This is a genomic window from Brevundimonas sp. NPDC055311, from assembly GCF_053645695.1.
Genome location: NZ_JBSHMV010000002.1, coordinates 908,801 through 926,080, shown reverse-complemented (window position 1 = coordinate 926,080; position 17,280 = coordinate 908,801). Strand labels below are relative to the sequence as shown.

Here is a 17,280-nt window from a genome sequence, read left to right as displayed (position 1 = left end):
CATCCGCCCACAGATATCCACAGACTTGCCCACCGGGTCCGGGAGAATTCCGCACAGACGCTCTGATTTGGGCGCTTGCCCAATAACGGATTTCGCGGGAACGTCAACAGGCCGAGGGACACGGCGGCGCGGAAATCCGGGGAGACCCGGAGATCAAGCGGACCGGTCCGGCTCTCTGACCCAGGGTTCCAAGCCTCTTCGGAGGACGCGGAAACACCGACGCAGGGCCAAGGCTCCCGATCCTCTAGCGCTTCGGCGCAGGGATCACGGAGAACCAGGCCGGGATTGACGGACGGCGCGAGGTTCGCCTTGCGGAACGCCGAAGACCAGGAGCCGACGGAAGGGTTGCCGAACGACGCCGGGTTCGCCCGTCGACGCTGAGGCCGAGTTCCGACCCGATAGCGGCCAAGTCCAACCCGGACTTGGCGAGGGGACGCGATCCGCGATCCGACCGGCGACGGTCTGGTTCAAGGGTTACGTCCCCTCGCTCAATTCCGGCGCCGGCCTTGCGGGGCCAGGCGCTCGATTTCCGGGTCGGAATCGGTCCCGGCGACGCCCGCCGCCTTTCCAAGCGCGGCCCGCCCCCCTACACCCTAGACGTGATGACTCGCCCCCGCCTGCACAGACGCGGCCTGATGGCCGGCGCCCTCGGCCTGACCGCCCTGGGCGTCCTGACCGCATGCGGCCGCACGCCGGCCCAGACAGACGAGGCCGGGCGGGTGCGGCTGCGGGTGGCCGCGGGCGGTCCGGCGGGCGCCCTGCACGGCGGCTTCTATCAGGCCGTCGCGACCGGGGCCTATGAGCGGCGCGGCCTCAACGTCGAGATCCTGAGCGGGCCGTCGGGCGCCGACATCCCCGCCCTTCTGGCCGCCAGCGCGGTCGAACTGGCCGTCGGGCGCGACAGCTTCCTGCCCCTGCGGCTGGTCGCCGAGCGGGCGCCGGTCAAGGCCGTGGCCGCCTTCCTGCAGAAAGATCCCGTCGTCCTGCTGGCCCATCCGGACCAGGAGCTGGAGGATCTGACCGTCCTGCGCGGCCGCCGCATCCTGATGGAGCCCGGCGACCAGGACAGTTTCTGGTTATGGCTGCGCGCCCGCTTCGACCTGGCGTCCGACCAGGCCCGTGCGGGCGCGGCCGAGGACAATCTGAAGGCCTTCCGCGAGGATCGCGAGAGCGTCCTGATCGCGCGGCTGACCGACGGCGCGCCCGAGGCGATCGCGCGCGAGGTCGGCTTCCAGCCCCTGGTCCTGATCCCGGCCGAGGACGGCTACCCCTCCTACTCCGGCCTGGTGCTGGCGCCCAACGCCTTCGCCCGCGACAACGGCCAGGCCCTGCGCGACTTCATCGCCGCCTCGGTCGAGGGCTGGCGCGACTACGTTCACGGCGACGGGGCCAGGGGCGACGCCCTGATCCGCCGCGCCAATCCCGACCTGCCCCAACGGGTTCTGGACGCCGCGCGTACGGCCCTGCGCGCTCAGGCCATGGTCGACGGCGGCGATGCGGCGCTCTACGGCCTGGGGGCCATGACGCCCGAACGCTGGCAAGCCTTCGCCGAACAGACCCAGAGCGCCTATTCGTCCGTCCCGGACTGGCGCGAGGCCTTCACCAGCCAATACCTGCCCTCGCGCGGCTAGGCCTTCGCCCGAGGCCATTGTCGGTCCAGATCAATCCCTTGAGCGATTATCCGGGTTCATACGCGATCGCATGTGAACCGATTTCGCCCTAAGACCGCCCGGCGTTAGGCGAGGATTAAGCCGCGCCGTCTAGGCTGATCGGCTGAACCTCTTCACCTTTCACGAGGCGCCGGTGCCCCGCCCCCTGACCATAGCCGCCCTTCTGCCCGCGCTCGGCGCGGCCACGGCCGCCTGGGCGCAGGGCGTCCCGCAAGACGCCTCCCAGACCGTCCAATCGCCCTATCCGTCGGCCGCCTATGGACGCCCTTTGTCCTGGCCTGGCCGCGCCCAGAACCACCCGTCCGTCCAGTCCGTCCCCGCCTATCCGACCGCCGCCGCCGACAGCTTCGCCCCGCCGCAGGACGCGGCCTATGCGGCGGCGCCCGTCGTCCGTCCTTACGCCCCGTCATCGGTCGCGCGCCCGCCTGTCATCCCGCATGGCGGCTATCCCTGGCGCGCCGGAGCGCCCGGCTACAGCCGCCAGCTGACGCCCGCCCAGACCTGGGGCGCGCCGCCGCCGATCCCGGCCCCGCCGCCCTCAGCCAACGCCCTGACGCCCGCGCCGGACTTCCGCCCGGTGACCAGCCATCCCGATGCGACCTGGGGCCCCTATGTCGCGCCCCCGGGCGAGCCCCCCGCGCCTGCCTACACGCCCCCGGCGCCGTATCAGCCGACCTATCAACCCGCGCCCTGGGCGCGTCAGCCCCTCTCGGCTCAACCGCAACCCGTCGCGCCGCCGCCGACGGACGACGCCCCGGCGCCCTACATGCCCGAGGCCCAGCCTCAGCCTCAGCCGATGGAGCGCGCCCCGGCGCCCAGCCACGTCCCCTGGACGCGCCCGCAACCCCAGCCGGAGCCGCAACCCGCGCCGCCGGTCCAGCGCACGCCCGCCCCTGAGCCGACGCCCGCGCCGATGCCCGAACCCGTGCGGCCGATGCCGACGCCGCCCGCGCCGGTCCAGCCCGCCCCGCGCGCTGTCGCGCCTGCGCCCGCGCTCCAACCGGCCCCCCAGCCCGCGCCAGAGTCGGTCCGGCAGCCCGCGCCCGCGCCCGCGCCGATTCTCGAACCTGCGCCGCCTGTTCAACCTCCGGTTCAACCGCCCGTCCAGCCGGCGCCGCAACCCATGCCGGCGCCTGTCCCGGCTGACCCGGCCTTCGATCCGATGGCCCCTCGACGCGACGCGCCGATCTTCCAGCTGCAGCGGAACACGCCCCAACCGGCCGCCCCGACGCCTGCTCCCGCTCCTGCGCCTCCCGCTCCGAACGCGGCGCCCGCGACGCAACCCGCGCCCCAACCTGCACCCCAACCCGTGTCGGATGACGCTCCGGCTCAAGGCGGCGCCCGCTACTATTCCGTCCACCGCCAGGCGGGCCGTCAGCCGGACGCCACGCCCCTGCCCGCGCCCAACTACCTGGACGCCCTGCCGGTCGAGCTGGATCAACCGATCGCCTCGGACGACCTCGCCCAGCCGCCCGAAGCGCCCGCCGTCATGCGCGACGCCCAGGGCCGCCTGCGCGCGGCCCCCATGGCCGACGATCCCGTGACCGACGGGCCGATGCTGCCATGAGCGACGGCGCCGCCTCCTCTCCCGTCGCCGCCGCCCCGGCCGAGACCGGCTCGCGCCTGCCCGACCTGATCGCCCTGGCGCAGGAAGCGTCCAGCCCCAAGCGCCGCGCCCTGTTGCGCGAGCTGACCGACTGCTTCTTCGGCGCCGCCGAGCGCACGAAGTCCGAGACCGCCCTCTACGGCGCCGTCCTGTCCGACCTGACCGACGCCATGGAGACGGCCGTGCGCGCCGAGCTGGCCGAGCGTTTCGCCGAGGCGCCGGACGCCCCGCATCAGCTCATCCGCCGCCTGGCCAATGATGAGGCCGAGACCGTCGCCGCCCCTGTCCTCACCGCCTCGCCGGTGCTGACCGAGGCCGATCTGATCGGCGTGGTGCGCTCGCGCGGCCAGGGCCATATGCGCGCCGTCAGCCGCCGCGCCGCCGTGTCCGAGGCCGTGTCCGACGCCATCGTCGAACGCGGCGACGACGAGACCCTGGGCGTCCTGCTCGGCAACGAAGGCGCCAGCCTGTCGCGCGCCGCCTCCGAGACCGCCGTCGAGCGCGCCCGCGCCAACCCGGCCCTGCACGCCGTCACGGTCGAACGCGCCAGCCTGCCGCCCGACCTGCTGAACGACCTCTATTTCGACGTCGAGGCCCGGCTGCGTCAGCGCATCCTGGAGCAGAACGCCCGCCTGGACCCGGCCCTGCTGGAAAGCGCCCTGGCCGCGGGCCGCACGCGCGTCGCCGCCGAGGACGGCGCCCTGCCCGCCGACTACGCCGAGAGCCTGGCCTATGTCGAGGAACTGCGCGCCGCCGGCCAGCTGACGCCCCAGGTGCTGGCCCGCTTCCTGCGCTCGGGCGGCCAGACCGCCTTCCTGATCGCCCTGTCGCAACTGGCCGACGTCGACTTCCACACCGCCCGCCAGATCATCGAGCGGCGAGAGCTGGACGCCCTGGCCGTGATCTGCAAGGCGGCGGACCTGAATCGCGCCCTGTTCCTGACCTACGCCGTGGTGCTGCTGAACACCGACGACAACGCCATGGGCAAGGCCCGGGCCTACGCCGGGATGTACAACGAACTGACGCGCGAGGCGGCCCTGCGCACCCTGCGCTTCTGGCGCGCCCGCAAGGCGATGCAGGCGGCCTGATCTACTCGTCGTAGCCGGTCGGGCGCGGCGCCGGACGGCGGCGCTCGCGGTCAAGATCCATCCGGTCGCGTGGCAGGGCCTCGGGGCATTCGTCCCGCATGAAGGCCAGCATCTTCTCGCGCACCTCGGCCCGCAGGTCGAAGGCGACCGAGGCGTTGCGCGCGCTGGTCAGGCAGCGCACCTGGGCCGTCCGCTCGGTGACGTCCGTGACCTGCAAGGCCACCACGTCGCCGTCCCAGTGCGGCGAGGCGTGGGCGATCTGCTCCAGCTTGATCCGCAGCCGGTCTATGGGCGCCTCGTAATCCACATAGAGGAAGGACACGCCGATCAGGCGCGAATCCTCGCGGGTCCAGTTCTGGAACGGCTTCTGGATGAAGTAGGTCAGCGGCAGGATCATGCGCCGCCAGTCCCACAGCTTGACCACCACATAGGTCGAGGTGATCTCCTCGACCCGGCCCCATTCGCCCTCGACGATGACGGCGTCGTCCAGCCGGATCGGCTGGGAGGTGGCGATCTGGATGCCCGCGATCAGATTGGTCAGGAAGGGCTGCAGCGCCAGACCGGCGACGATGCCGACCACCCCGGCCGAGGCCAGCAGCGACAGGCCCCACTGCTTGACGCCGGGAATGGTCAGCAGCGCCAGCCCCAGGGTGATCAGGCCGATCAGGATGGCGGCCACCCGCTGCAGGATGCGCGTCTGGGTGACGTGCTTGCGGGCGTAGAGGTTGTCCTCCGCCTCCATGTTGAACTTCTTGAGGTGAACCACCGCCCCCGCGTCCACCGCTCCCGCCAGCATCCAGCCGCACACCAGGATGAAGCCGAACAGCAGGGTTCGCCGGATGAACAGCGACGGCTCCGGATCCAGCGGCGACACGGTCACGGCCAGGGCCAGGGCGATAATCATCACCGCGATCCGCACCTTCAGCCGGGCGCGCTTCAGCATCCCCTTCCAGAATTCGTCGCGGTTGCGCACCGCCAGTTTCAGCAGGGCGAACACCACCTGATTGGCCGCCCAGCCGATGAAGACGAAGACCACGGTGATGATCGACACCACGGCCCATTCCGGCAGCCAGTGGAACTGGCGCCAGAGCGCGAAGACGGTGTTGGTCAGATCGACGACGAACTGGGGCATGGGCGGAGCCTAGACGCGGTAAACGGCTACGTCATCCCGCTTCCCTCTCCCGATGGGAGAGGGCTTGAGCGCACGAGAGCGTCAGCGATCGTTCTTGCGCGAAAGGGTGAGGGTTCGCGGGTGAAGTCGACCGAAAGGCAGCGGCGTGACGGCTGACGCCGACTGACGGGACAAGCCCCTCACCCTTTCGCCTCAGCCAATCGCCTTCGGCTCTTGGAGGCTCAAGCCCTCTCCCGCCGGGAGAGGGTTCAGGACGCCGCCGCCTCCACCAGATCGGCCAGCCTTTGCGCCGCATCCGGGATCGCCACCGAGCGCGCCGCCGCCGACATGGCCGCCAGCCCCGACGGATCGGACAGCATCTCTCCCAAGGCCGCCGTCAGGCTCTGGACGGTCAGATCATCCTCGGCGATCACCTTCGCCGCGCCCGCCTCGGACAGGGCCCGCGCGTTCAGGGTCTGGTGGTCGTCCATGGCGATCTTCAGCGGGATCAGCACCGACGGCAGGGCCGCCACGGCCAGTTCCGAACAGGTCGAGGCCCCCGCCCGCCCGATCACCAGATGCGCCTTCGACAGCCGGTCGGCCATGTCGCGGAAGAAGGGCGCGACCTCGGCCTCGATCCCGGCGTCCAGATAGATCTGGCGCGCGGCCTCCAGCGTCTCCGGCCGCGACTGCTGCTGCACCTTCAGCCGGTTGCGGATGGCCTCGGGCAGGGCCGCCAGCGCGCGCGGCGCGGTCTCGGACAGGATGCGCGCGCCCTGACTGCCGCCCGTCACCAGCACATGGATCGGCCCATCCTCGACCGGCGCGACATAGGCCCGGTCGAACAGGGCGCGGATGTCCGGCCGCACCGGATTGCCCACGAGGCGCGCGCGGGCGCCGACCCTGGCCGGCGCCCGCCACAGCGTCGGAAAGGCCGCCGCCACCGTGCCGACGGTCGAGGCCAGCATCCGGTTGGTGCGGCCCAGGACGGCGTTCTGCTCATGGATCACCGTCGGCCGCCGCGTCGCCACCGCCGCGACCAGGGCGGGCGCCGACGGATAGCCGCCGAACCCGACCACCACGTCCGCCCCCAGCCTGTCGAAGGCGGCCTTGGCCTGCCCCACGCCTTTCAGGATGGCGACGCCCGCCTTCAGCAGGCCGATCGGACCGCGCCCGGTCGCCGCGTCCAGCGCCAGACGTTCTTCGGCGGGGAAGGCGTGGGCGTATTGCTCGCCGCGCCTGTCGGTGGCCAGCACCACGCGCCAGCCGCGCGCCGCCATCTCGCGGGCCAGGGCCTCGGCGGGAAACATATGGCCGCCGGTGCCCCCGGCGGCGACGACGCAGACCTTGGTCATGGGCGGTACTCTCTTACGGCAGCAGGCGACGACGCGGGGCGACGTTCGACCCCAGTTCATAGGCGCCCGGACGACGCCGGGTCAGGGCCAGGGCGAACCCCATCGTCAGCCCCATGGCCATCATGGACGACCCGCCATAGCTGATGAAGGGCAACGTCATCCCCTTGGTGGGGATCAGGTTCAGGTTCACCGCGATGTTGATGCAGGCCTGCAGCCCGATCAGCATGAACAGCCCCGCCGCCGCCGTCTGTTCGAAGGAGTCGTTCAGCTTCATCGCCCGCCGCATCCCGCGAATGACGATGAAGGCGTAAAGCCCGATCATGATCAGCGACAGCACCAGGCCGAACTCCTCGGCCCCGACGGAATAGATGAAGTCGGTGTGCAGGTCGGGGACGTGGCGCTTCATCACCCCCTCGCCGATGCCGCGCCCGACCAGCCCCCCGGCGCGGATCGCCTCGGACGCGCGGTCGATCTGGTGGGTGTCGGTCGTCTCGGGCGACAGGAAGCGGCTCAGGCGGTCACGCATGTGGCTGAACATGAAATACAGCGACACCACCCCGCCAGCGCCGACCGCCGCCAGCGCCGCCACCCATTTCAGCGGCACTCCCGCCATGAAGAAGACGGCCATGAAGGTGGTGGTGATCAACAGGGTCTGGCCGATGTCCGGCTGGATCAGCAGCAGGCCGACCGTCAGCGCCCACAAGCCGAAGGCGATGCTGACGCCGGGCACGCCCTCGCCCTTCTGGGCCTCGGCGAACATCCAGGCGGCGAAGACGATCAGGCCGGGCTTGGCGAACTCGGACGGCTGCAGGCTGAACGGCCCCAGATTGATCCAGCGCGCCGCCCCCTTCACCGTGTCGCCGATGAAGGGCAGGGCCGCCATGACCACGATGGCGCACAGCAAGGCCAGCACCGCGATCCGTCTGACCCCCCGCGGCGACAGCAGCGAGGCGCTCAGCATGACGAACAGCCCCATGGTCGAGAAGACCATCATCCGCCACGAATAGTGGAACGGATCGGTGATGGATTCGTCCGCCGCGATCGCCGCCGGGCTGGAGGCGAAGCTCAGCGCCACGCCCAGCGCCACCAGCGTCAGCGCCGCGCCCAGCAGGCCGCGATCCACCGTCCAGAACCAGCGCGCGATCAGGCTCTGATCGTTGCGCGAGAAGGGATGGCTGTAGCTGTTGTGGGTCATGCGGCGGGCTCCGGCCGTGCGCCCAGGCTCAGGACGGCGGCGCGGAACGCCTCGCCCCGGACCTCGAAATCAGGGAACTGATCAAAGCTGGCGCAGGCAGGCGACAGCAGGACCACCTGCTCGCCCCCGGCCGCAACGGCGTCAGCGGCGGCCAATTCGACGGCCCGCTCCATCGTATGGGCGACGACGTGCGGCGTATCGGCCAGAGTGACGGCGAAGGCGTCCGCCGCCTCTCCGATCAGATAGGCCTTGGTCACGCGCGGGAAGAGATCGCTCAAGCTGTCGATGCCGCCGTCCTTGGCCCTGCCCCCCGCGATCCAGAAGACGGAGGGGTAGGAGGCCAGCGCCTGCCGCGCCGCATCGGCGTTGGTGGCCTTGGAGTCGTTGATGAAGCGCACGGCGCCGAGACGGCCCACGGCCTCCATCCGGTGCGACAGGCCAGGGAAGCTCAGCAGGCCCTCGACCGCCGCCTCATGCGACACGCCCAGGGCCCGCGCGGTCGCATAGGCGAAGGCTGCATTCTGTGCGTTGTGACGGCCGGGCAAGGACCGCGCGGCGGTCAAATCGGCCAGCACGGCGTCCTCAACGATCAAGGCGCCGGGCTCAGCCCCTATCCCGCTCATCCCCGCGGAGGCGGGGACCCAGTTCTTTGGCTGCAGCCCCCCGGTCGGCGTCGTGGAGGCGGCTCTTTCTGGCTCCCCGCCTCCGCGGGGATGAGCGGATGTAGAGACGGTGCAAACCCGCCGCCCCTGCGCCCGCAGGTCCGCCGCAGCCTTCCGGCCCCATTCTTCATCCACGCCGATCAGCGCCAGCGCCTCACCATCCTGCGCCTGGAAGATCCGGCGCTTGGCGGCGACATAGCCCTCCATCCCGCCATGACGGTCCAGATGGTCCGGCGACACATTGGTCAGGATCGCCACATCCGGCGCGAAACTCGTCGTCAGGTCCAACTGATAGGACGACACCTCGATCACATAGACCGCATCCGCCGTCGGCTCCGGCAGGGCCAGCACCCCGATGCCGATATTGCCGCCGATATGAACGGTCAGGCCCGCCTGCTTCAGCACCCAGCCGATCAGAGCCGTGGTCGTTGACTTGCCGTTGGTGCCGGTGATGGCGACCACGCGCGGCCGTTCCCCTTGCGGCAGGGCGGCCAGCGCCCGCGCGAACAGCTCCACGTCGCCGATGACCGGCACGCCCGCCTCATGAGCGCGCTCGACCGTCCAGTGCGGCTTGGGATGGGTCAGCGGCGCGCCCGGCGACAGCACCAGGGCGGCGAAGCCCAACCAGTCGGCGCGGGTCAGATCCTCTACGACAAAGCCTTCGGCCTCGGCCTGCATCCGGCCCGAGACGCCGTCGTCCCACAGCACAGGGATCGCGCCCCCGGCCTGAAGCGCGCGCGCCGCCGTGATCCCCGACCGCCCCAGGCCGAAGACCGCAACGCGACGCCCCTCGAAGCCGGGAACGGGGATCATCGGCTCAACGCAGCTTCAGCGTGGCCAGACCGGCCAGGGCCAGCATGGCGGCGACGATCCAGAAGCGGATCACCACGGTGGATTCCGGCCAGCCCATCTTCTCGAAATGGTGGTGGATGGGGGCCATCAGGAAGATGCGCTTGCCCGTCAGCTTGAAGTAGCCGACCTGGATCATGACCGAGGCCGCCTCGACCACGAACAGGCCGCCGACGATGCCCAGCACCAGCTCGTGCTTGGTCGCCACGGCCATCGAGCCGAGGGCGCCGCCCAGAGCCAGCGAGCCGGTGTCGCCCATGAAGATCTTGGCGGGGGGCGCATTGTACCACAGGAAGCCCATGCCCCCGCCGATGATGGCGGCGCAGAAGATGGCCAGTTCGCCCGCGCCGGGCACATGGTGGACCTGCAGATAGTCGGCGAACAGGAAGTTGCCGACCAGATAGCTGATGATGCCGAAGGCGCCCGCCGCCATCATCACCGGCACGATGGCCAGCCCGTCCAGCCCGTCCGTCAGGTTCACCGCGTTGGAGAAGCCGATGATGGTGAAGGCCGCAAACGCCACATAGAACCAGCCGATGTTCAGCAGCACCGCCTTCAGGAAGGGGAAGGCGATCGAGGTCTCAAGCCCCGGCGAGGTCGGCGACTGGGTCATCCACAGCACGGTCAGCACGCCGGCGATCACGGCGACGACCGTCTGGGCCAGCAGCTTCTGCTTGGACGTCAGCCCGGCCGAGGTCTGCTTCGTCACCTTGGCGTAGTCGTCGATGAAGCCCAGCACGCCGAACGCCGCCGTCACGCCCGAGACGATCCAGATATAGGGGTTGGTCAGGTCGCCCCACAGCAGCACGGCCACGCCGATGCCCGCCAGGATCATCAGCCCGCCCATGGTCGGGGTGCCGACCTTGGACAGGTGGGACACCGGGCCGTCGTCGCGGATCGGCTGGCCGCGTCCCTGCTTGGCGCGGATCCAGTTGATGAAGCGGCTGCCCATGGCGACCGCCACGATCATGGCCGTGGCCATGGCCAGGGCCACGCGCACCGTCTGATACTGGATCAGGTGCAGCAGCGGATATTCCTGAGCGATGTCCGCGTAATAGAGATAGAGCAGGTAGAACATCAGGCAGGCTTCCCTTGGGCCTCGGCGGCGACGCGCGCCTCTTGTTCGGCCACGCCGAGATTTGCAAGCGCGGCCGCAACGAGCGACGCCTTCGATCCGTTCGAACCCTTGACCATGACCACATCGCCCGGCTGCACCAGCAGGGCGGCCTCGGCGGCCAGTTCGGCAGCGGTCTCGCGCCATTCTCCGCGCAGCGCAGGCGACAGGGCCTCATGCAGCAGGCGCATCTGCGGCCCGGCCGTATGCACCAGGTCCAGCCCGGCGGCGACGATGGCGGGGGCCAGCCCCTCGTGCAGGGCGCGGCTGTGTTCGCCCAGTTCCAGCATGTCGGTCAGCACCACGACGCGACGGCCGCCCTGCCCCACCGGCTTGGCGCCCAGGCTGACGAAGCCCGCCTTCATCGACAGCGGGTTGGCGTTGTAGCTCTCGTCGATCAGGGTGAACGTCCCGCCAGGGACTTTGACAGCCTTCATCTGCCCGCGCCCGGCCAGAGGCTGGAAGCCTGCCAGCGCCTGCAACGCCGTCTCCAGCGACACGTCCAGCGCCTGCAGCATCAGGATGACGCACAGGCTGTTCAGCCCCCAGTGGACACCCGATTGCGCGAGGCGATATTCGATGCGCTGTCCGTCCAACTCGGCCGTGACGGTCGCGCCCTCGCTATCGGCGACGAAGTCCAGCAGGCGCGCGTCGCAGCCCGCATCATGGCCGAAGGTCCGCACCACGGCCCCGGCCTTTTCCGCGCCCTGACGCACGATGTCGGCATGGGCGTCGGCGGCGTTGACCACGGCGATCCCGCCCGGCGCCAGCCCCTCGAAGATGGCGGCCTTTTCGCGCGCCACGCCCGCCTCGCCGTCGGCGAAGGCCTCGATATGCACCGGCCCGACCGTGGTGACGCAGGCGGCGTGCGGACGCACGAACTGCGACAGCGGCCCGATCTCGCCCGGATGGTTCATGCCGATCTCGAACACGGCGCGGTCCGTCCCCTGCGGCATCCGCGCCAGCGTCAGCGGCACGCCGATATGGTTGTTGTAGCTCTTGATCGAGGCGTGGCTCGATCCCGCCAGATCAAGGCCCGCCTTGATGGCCTGGGTCACGCTGGTCTTGCCGACGCTGCCGGTGACGGCGCCGCGCAGGCGGGCGCGATCGCGGGCGGCGACGCCCAGCGCCTCCAAGCCCTTCAGGGTGTCGGGGACCAGCACATAAGACCCGCCCTCGACCGGCCGGTCGACCAGCGCAACCGTCGCGCCCGCCGCAAAGGCGCCCTCGGCGAACTCATGCCCGTCGCGCGCGCCGTGCAGGGCCAGGAACAGATCGCCCGGCTGGATCTCGCGGCTGTTGTAGGTCAGGCCCGCGACTTCAGCGTCGGGTCCATGAAGCCGTCCCCCGGTCGCCGAGGCGATGGCTTCGGCGGTCCAGAGCGGCGTGTGTGCGTCAGGCATGGTCTTTCAGGGCTTCGGTCGCTTCGGCGGCGTCGTCGAAGGGATGCACGACCCCGCCGACGATCTGACCCTGTTCATGCCCTTTTCCGGCGATCACGACCACATCTCCTTCGCGCATCAAGGAGACGGCGTGGCGGATGGCCTCGCGGCGGTCGCCGATCTCCAGCGCGTCGGGGCAGCCTGCGCGCACCTGAGCGCGGATGGCGGCGGGGTCTTCGGAACGCGGATTGTCGTCGGTGACGATGGCCGTATCGGCCAGACGCCCAGCGATCTCGCCCATCAGGGGACGCTTGGCCCGGTCGCGGTCGCCGCCCGCGCCGAAGACGACGATCAGGCGGCCCGTCGCGTGCGGACGCAGGGCGTTCAGAACTGTCTCCAGCCCGTCGGGGGTGTGGGCGTAGTCGACATAGACCTCGCCGCCGCGCGCGCCGCCGGGGATGCGTTGCAGGCGGCCTTGCGCGCCCTGGATCAGCTCCAGCGCCGGGATCACGCGGTCCGGGTCCTCGCCGCCCGCGATGCACAGACCAGCGGCCACCAGGGCGTTGGACGCCTGGAAGGCGCCCGCGAGAGGCAGCAGAATGTCATGCACCCGGCCGCGCGCGTCGAGGGTCAGGCGCTGGCCTTCCGGCGTCGCGCGGCGCGCCAGCAGCGTCAGGTCGCGCCCGCGTTCGCCGACGCCCATCACGCCCAGCCCCGCCATGATCGAGGCCGAGGCGAAGGCCGAATAGGCGTCGGAATCCGCGTTCAGAACCGCCGTGCGCCCGCGCGGCAGCAGGGCCTCGAACAGGCGCATCTTGGCGGCGCGGTAGTCCTCCATCGTGCCGTGATAGTCGAGGTGATCCTGCGTCAGATTGGTGAAGCCCGCCGCCTTGATCGCCACCCCGTCCAGACGCCGCTGGTCGATGCCGTGAGACGAGGCTTCCAGCGCCAGATGGGTGACCTCCTTGCGGGCCAGTTCGGCCAGCAGGCGCGCGGCCTCGGCGGCGTCGGGGCTGGTCAGACCGGGGCCGGTCAGGGCGTAGGTCTTGTCGCCCTTCTGGCCGACAACGCCCAGCGTGCCCATGCTGGCCGACTTCAGGCCCATGCCAGCCCAGATCTGTCGGCAGAAGTTGGCGACCGAGGTCTTGCCGTTGGTGCCGGTCACGGCGACGCAGGTGCGCGGCTGGGCGCCGTAGAAGGCGCGCGCGGCGATGGCGTAGGCCCGATGCACGTCGCCCGATCCGACCAGCACCGGCGCCGCGCCCTCAGGCGTATCCGACGGCGCCAGAACAGCCGCCGCGCCCTTGGCCAGGGCCTGCGGGATGAAGGCGCGGCCGTCCGCCTGCGTTCCCGGCAGGGCGACGAACAGGGCGCCGGGCACGACCTGACGGCTGTCGGCGGTGACGGCGGTGATCTCAGGGTCCGAGGCCACGTCCCGGCGCAGCAGTTCGGAAAGGCGCAACTGGCTCATCGGCCGTCGCCCTCCACGTCCTGGAACTCGGGGATCTTTTCGCCCAGAGCGGTGGACCAGCGGTCGGCCTTGCGCTCGACGCCCAGGAAGCCGGCGATGCGGTTCGCGATGCGGCCCACGGCGGGCGCAGCGACATAGCCGCCGGTGCGCGGATAGACGCCCGGCTCGTCCATCAGGACGAAGACGGTGTAGCGCTTGGCGTCCACCGGCCCGTCGGCGGGGAAGACCCCGGCGAAGGAGCCGACGGCCACTGCCGGATTATAGCGGCCGTTGACCAGCTTGTTGGCCGAACCCGTCTTGCCGCCCATGCGCAAGCCCGGCGCATCGGCGAACCGGCCCGAGCCGCGCGTGACGTTGCGGCGCATCAGGTCCAGCATGGTCGCCGACGTCTCGGCCGAGACGACCTGATGCGTCTGGGCGTTCGGACGGCCGCCCTTGCGCAGGGTCGGCGCCACATAACGCCCGCCGTTGCTCAGCGCCCCATAGGCCGCCACATACTGGATCGGCGTGACCATGATGCCGTAGCCGAAGGACAGCGACGCCAGGGTGCTGTCGTCCCACTTCCTGACCTTGGGCGGAGCGGCCGATTCCTTCAGTTCGATCGGCGCGGCGTCCAGCAGGCCCAGGCGGCGGAAATAGTCGCGCATCACATCGCCGCCCATCTCGACCGCCAGTCGCGAGGTGCCGATGTTGGACGAATGCAGATAAACCTCCTCTAGCGTCAGCACCTTGTTGGTGGCGTGGAAGTCGGTGATGCGGCGCTTGCCGATCTGCAGGGCCTGAGAGGCGTCGAACAGGGTGTTCATGTCGGCCCGGCCGGTGTCGATGCCGGCGGCGACGGTGAAGCTCTTGAACACCGAGCCCATCTCGTAGTGGGCCGAGGTGACGCGGTTCAGCGTCGCCTCTTCCGGCGCAGCGTTGCGACGGTTGGCGTCATAGGTCGGCCACGAGGCCATGGCCAGGATCTCGCCCGTCTGCACATCGGCGACCACGGCGACGGCGCCCTTGGCCTTGTGCTCCTCGGCGGCGATGGCCAGCTCGTTCTCGACCACGCCCTGAATGCGCAGGTCGATCGACAGGGGGAAGTCCTCGCCCGCGACGCCCGCCGCGCGGATTTCCTGGTTGAAGGCCAGCTCGGCGCCCGCCACGCCTTCGCCGCCCGTATCCGAACGGCCGATCAGATGCACGGCGGAGGTCCCCAGCGGATAGACGCGGCGGTCCTCCGGCTCGAACGTCACCCCGCCCAGCGCCAGCGCATGAACCGCCCGGCGCTCCGACGGCGTCAGACCCGTCAGCGCGATCAGGCGGCGCTCGCCGCTCATCACCCGGTCCAGACGCGCAGCGGAAATGCGCGGCAGGGCGCGGCGCAACTGCGCCTTGGCGGCAGGAATGTCCCAGACCTCGCGCGGGTCGATATAGAGGCCGTAGTGGGTGATGTTGGTCGCCAGCAGCTGGCCGTTGCGGTCCACCAGGTCGGCGCGCGTCAGGGCGCCGGGATGGAAGCCCGCCCCCGCCCCGCCGCGCGGCGTCAGCAGCGCCGCGTGCGCCGCGCCCAGCGCCAGGCAGGCGAAGACGGCGCAGAAGACCGCCACGATCAGGAAGATGCGGACGCGGGTGTCTTCTTCCGGGCGCGCATCGGCGCGGGCGCGCTCGAACGAGTGCTCCAGGTTCCACACCAGGGAGGCGACCCACCGCCCCCAGGCCGAGACGGCGCCGCCGAAGGTCGCCTGCGGGCGGCCGCGATAGCCCATCCCGTGGTGGTCATGCACGCTCATTGCACGGCCTCCGCAGCGGCGGCGGGCGGCGCAGCAGGGGCCTTTTCAACCGGCTTCTCGACCGGCGGCGGGGCGATCTCGGTCAAGGCCGCCTCGCCCGCCTGCTTCTTCACATCGACCGGCCCCAGGCCGATCTCGCGCGACAGGGCCTCCAGCCGCGCGGGCTGCTCCAGCCGCGTGACCTCGGCGCGCAGCAGGCGGACCCGCTCGCGGTTTTCGCGGATGTCGCGCTCGATGCGGCTGATCTCGGCGCTTTCGCGGGCGGCGGCCGCCTTGGCGATATAGACCGAGAAGACCAGCGCCAGCACGCAGGCCACGCCGATGATCTCGACGCAGCGCACGCCGCGCACCTTCCACTCGAACAGGCGTTTGACGGGGGCGGGCATGGCGATCATGCGCCCCTCCCCTTCATCGCGCCCCACGCCGGGGCGTCGGTCCGCACCGCAGCGCGGATCTTGGCCGAGCGGGCGCGGGGGTTGGCGGCCAGTTCGGCCTCGCCCGCCTCGCGCGCGCCCTTGAACAGCAGGTCGAAGCTGGGCTTGCGCGTCTCGACCGCGACCGGCGCGTGGCGTGAACCGCCCGGCGCATTGCCGGTGCGTTCGGTCAGGAAGGCCTTGACCATACGGTCTTCCAGGGAATGGAAGGTGACGACGACCAGCCGCCCGCCGGGCGCCAGCGTCGCCTCGGCCGCCTCCAGCCCGCGCTCCAGCTCGCCCAGCTCGTCGTTGACGGCGATGCGCAGGGCCTGAAACACGCGGGTGGCCGGATGGATGGCGGCGCCGCGACGCCCGCCCAGGGCCTTCTCCACCACCTCGGCCAGATCGAGGGTGCGGGTGAAGGGCTGCTCGACCCGGCGACGCAGGATGGCGGTGGCGACCCGGCCCGACTGGCGCTCGTCGCCATACAGCTTGAAGATATGGGCCAGCGGCCCGTGGTCCCAGGTGTTGACGATGTCGGCGGCGGTTTCGCCCTCATCCGACATCCGCATGTCCAGCGGCCCGTCGCGCATGAAGGAAAAGCCGCGCTCGGCCTGATCCAGCTGCATCGACGAGACCCCGATGTCGAAGACGGCGCCGTCCAGCTTCGCCTTGCCGCTCTCCTCGAACGCCTCGACCAGCCCCGAGAACGGCGTGCGGATCAGCTGGAAGCGATCGGGAAAGTCGCGCGCCACGGCGTCCGCGAACGGCTGCACCGTCGGGTCGCGATCCAGCGCCACCACATCCGCGCCGCGCTCCAGAATGGCGCGCGTATAGCCGCCCGCGCCGAAGGTGGCGTCGATGATCACATCGCCCGCCCCGGGCGTCAGCGCCTTGATCACCTCGGCCAGCAGAACGGGCGCGTGCGGAGAGGTCATGCCGCCCCTCCGTTCTTGGCGGCCATCGCCTGGCGGCGCATCTCGCCGAACTGCTTCAAGCCCTCGCGCGCCATGCGGCGCTGCTCGGCGCGGTGCGCGGCCCACTTGTCCTTGTTCCAGATCTGGAAGCGCTCGCCGACGCCGTAGATGACGACCGTGTCGGACAGGTCGACCTCGGCGCACAGATGCTCCGGCAGGGTGATGCGCCCGCCCGAGTCATAGGCCAGCGGCTTCTGCTCGCCGAAGATCGAAGCTTCCAGCGCCGAGCGATACGGATCGCCGAACGGCAGGCTTTCGATCACCGCGCGATATTCGGCGAACAGCTTGTCGCCGCCGGCTTCCAGGCAATCGGCTTCGATGGAGGGGAAGCAGAAGACGCCGTGCTCGGCGCCGTTTTCAGCCGTGCGGAATTCCTGAGGGATCAGGAGACGGCGCTTGCCGTCCAGCTGCTTCTCGTAGGTCGAGAGAAACACGCCCTGCCCTATCGAACCCTGCGGCCCGTCCCTGAAATCCGATGAAAAAGCCCACGCGTCGGGCCTTGGCCCTCACTCATGAGCCATTGGGATAGCATGGGACAGAATGGGCCTCAATGGGATTAGTTGACGCCCTTTAACCTAATTTGCGGTTCCGACGACGTTATCACGACTG

General features: G+C 70.5%; 14 protein-coding genes. 3 read left to right on the top strand and 11 right to left on the bottom strand.

The window, feature by feature from the left end; genetic code table 11:
- Window positions 1-635: 635 nt before the first annotated feature.
- From ACWIDZ_RS10235 to ACWIDZ_RS10225, 3 genes are all read left to right on the top strand, one after another.
- A complete protein-coding gene (locus tag ACWIDZ_RS10235) occupies window positions 636-1,631 on the top strand; it encodes an ABC transporter substrate-binding protein (RefSeq protein ID WP_453989553.1) in 996 nt (331 codons plus the stop codon).
- 172 nt (window positions 1,632-1,803) lie between these two features.
- A complete protein-coding gene (locus ACWIDZ_RS10230) occupies window positions 1,804-3,237 on the top strand; it encodes a hypothetical protein (RefSeq protein ID WP_453989552.1) in 1,434 nt (477 codons plus the stop codon).
- On the top strand, window positions 3,234-4,364 hold the full coding sequence (locus tag ACWIDZ_RS10225) for a DUF2336 domain-containing protein (RefSeq protein WP_453989551.1): 1,131 nt from the start codon (window positions 3,234-3,236) through the stop codon (window positions 4,362-4,364). The genes ACWIDZ_RS10230 and ACWIDZ_RS10225 overlap by 4 nt, the downstream gene beginning before the upstream one ends.
- 1 nt (window position 4,365) lies before the next feature.
- Here the strand turns inward: ACWIDZ_RS10225 and ACWIDZ_RS10220 are convergent, their stop codons facing one another.
- The 11 genes from ACWIDZ_RS10220 to ACWIDZ_RS10170 form a co-directional block, all read right to left on the bottom strand.
- Entirely contained in the window at window positions 4,366-5,496 is a 1,131-nt protein-coding gene (locus ACWIDZ_RS10220; protein ID WP_453989550.1) for a mechanosensitive ion channel family protein, read from the bottom strand.
- Between the two features lie 248 nt (window positions 5,497-5,744).
- Window positions 5,745-6,830: an undecaprenyldiphospho-muramoylpentapeptide beta-N-acetylglucosaminyltransferase gene (gene murG, locus ACWIDZ_RS10215; RefSeq protein WP_453989549.1), complete on the bottom strand. Its 1,086-nt coding sequence runs from the start codon at window positions 6,828-6,830 to the stop codon at window positions 5,745-5,747.
- A gap of 13 nt (window positions 6,831-6,843) precedes the next feature.
- Window positions 6,844-8,025, bottom strand: coding sequence for a putative lipid II flippase FtsW (ftsW, locus tag ACWIDZ_RS10210; RefSeq protein WP_291777877.1), 1,182 nt, complete (start codon window positions 8,023-8,025; stop codon window positions 6,844-6,846).
- Entirely contained in the window at window positions 8,022-9,500 is a 1,479-nt protein-coding gene (murD, locus tag ACWIDZ_RS10205) for a UDP-N-acetylmuramoyl-L-alanine--D-glutamate ligase (RefSeq protein ID WP_453989548.1), read from the bottom strand. Before murD ends, ftsW begins: the two co-directional genes overlap by 4 nt.
- Before the next feature lie 4 nt (window positions 9,501-9,504).
- Window positions 9,505-10,614, bottom strand: a complete 1,110-nt coding sequence (gene mraY / locus ACWIDZ_RS10200; RefSeq protein WP_286949962.1) for a phospho-N-acetylmuramoyl-pentapeptide-transferase — start codon at window positions 10,612-10,614, stop codon at window positions 9,505-9,507.
- Window positions 10,614-12,053, bottom strand: coding sequence for a UDP-N-acetylmuramoyl-tripeptide--D-alanyl-D-alanine ligase (locus ACWIDZ_RS10195; RefSeq protein WP_453989547.1), 1,440 nt, complete (start codon window positions 12,051-12,053; stop codon window positions 10,614-10,616). The genes mraY and ACWIDZ_RS10195 overlap by 1 nt, the downstream gene beginning before the upstream one ends.
- Window positions 12,046-13,503 (bottom strand): UDP-N-acetylmuramoyl-L-alanyl-D-glutamate--2,6-diaminopimelate ligase, encoded by a 1,458-nt coding sequence (locus tag ACWIDZ_RS10190; protein WP_453989546.1) that lies wholly within the window; start codon window positions 13,501-13,503, stop codon window positions 12,046-12,048. The genes ACWIDZ_RS10195 and ACWIDZ_RS10190 overlap by 8 nt, the downstream gene beginning before the upstream one ends.
- Window positions 13,500-15,278 carry a peptidoglycan D,D-transpeptidase FtsI family protein gene (locus tag ACWIDZ_RS10185; RefSeq protein ID WP_453989545.1) on the bottom strand — a complete coding sequence of 593 codons (1,779 nt, stop codon included), beginning with the start codon at window positions 15,276-15,278 and terminating at the stop codon, window positions 13,500-13,502. The genes ACWIDZ_RS10190 and ACWIDZ_RS10185 overlap by 4 nt, the downstream gene beginning before the upstream one ends.
- Window positions 15,275-15,673, bottom strand: a complete 399-nt coding sequence (gene ftsL / locus ACWIDZ_RS10180) for a cell division protein FtsL (protein ID WP_338576488.1) — start codon at window positions 15,671-15,673, stop codon at window positions 15,275-15,277. The genes ACWIDZ_RS10185 and ftsL overlap by 4 nt, the downstream gene beginning before the upstream one ends.
- Window positions 15,670-16,632 (bottom strand): 16S rRNA (cytosine(1402)-N(4))-methyltransferase RsmH, encoded by a 963-nt coding sequence (rsmH, locus tag ACWIDZ_RS10175; RefSeq protein ID WP_453989544.1) that lies wholly within the window; start codon window positions 16,630-16,632, stop codon window positions 15,670-15,672. Before rsmH ends, ftsL begins: the two co-directional genes overlap by 4 nt.
- The gene (locus tag ACWIDZ_RS10170; RefSeq protein WP_291777851.1) at window positions 16,629-17,105 is read right to left on the bottom strand and encodes a division/cell wall cluster transcriptional repressor MraZ; all 477 of its coding nucleotides are present in this window, start codon (window positions 17,103-17,105) and stop codon (window positions 16,629-16,631) included. Before ACWIDZ_RS10170 ends, rsmH begins: the two co-directional genes overlap by 4 nt.
- Window positions 17,106-17,280: the final 175 nt, after the last annotated feature.

Coding starts and splice junctions, on each gene's coding strand:
- ACWIDZ_RS10235 (WP_453989553.1), top strand. CDS start 636: ATGGCCGGCGCCCTCGGCCTGACCGCCCTGGGCGTCCTGACCGCATGC.
- ACWIDZ_RS10225 (WP_453989551.1), top strand. CDS start 3,234: ATGAGCGACGGCGCCGCCTCCTCTCCCGTCGCCGCCGCCCCGGCCGAG.
- ACWIDZ_RS10220 (WP_453989550.1), bottom strand. CDS start 5,496: ATGCCCCAGTTCGTCGTCGATCTGACCAACACCGTCTTCGCGCTCTGG.
- murG (WP_453989549.1), bottom strand. CDS start 6,830: ATGACCAAGGTCTGCGTCGTCGCCGCCGGGGGCACCGGCGGCCATATG.
- ftsW (WP_291777877.1), bottom strand. CDS start 8,025: ATGACCCACAACAGCTACAGCCATCCCTTCTCGCGCAACGATCAGAGC.
- murD (WP_453989548.1), bottom strand. CDS start 9,500: ATGATCCCCGTTCCCGGCTTCGAGGGGCGTCGCGTTGCGGTCTTCGGC.
- mraY (WP_286949962.1), bottom strand. CDS start 10,614: ATGTTCTACCTGCTCTATCTCTATTACGCGGACATCGCTCAGGAATAT.
- ACWIDZ_RS10195 (WP_453989547.1), bottom strand. CDS start 12,053: ATGCCTGACGCACACACGCCGCTCTGGACCGCCGAAGCCATCGCCTCG.
- ACWIDZ_RS10190 (WP_453989546.1), bottom strand. CDS start 13,503: ATGAGCCAGTTGCGCCTTTCCGAACTGCTGCGCCGGGACGTGGCCTCG.
- ACWIDZ_RS10185 (WP_453989545.1), bottom strand. CDS start 15,278: ATGAGCGTGCATGACCACCACGGGATGGGCTATCGCGGCCGCCCGCAG.
- ftsL (WP_338576488.1), bottom strand. CDS start 15,673: ATGATCGCCATGCCCGCCCCCGTCAAACGCCTGTTCGAGTGGAAGGTG.
- rsmH (WP_453989544.1), bottom strand. CDS start 16,632: ATGACCTCTCCGCACGCGCCCGTTCTGCTGGCCGAGGTGATCAAGGCG.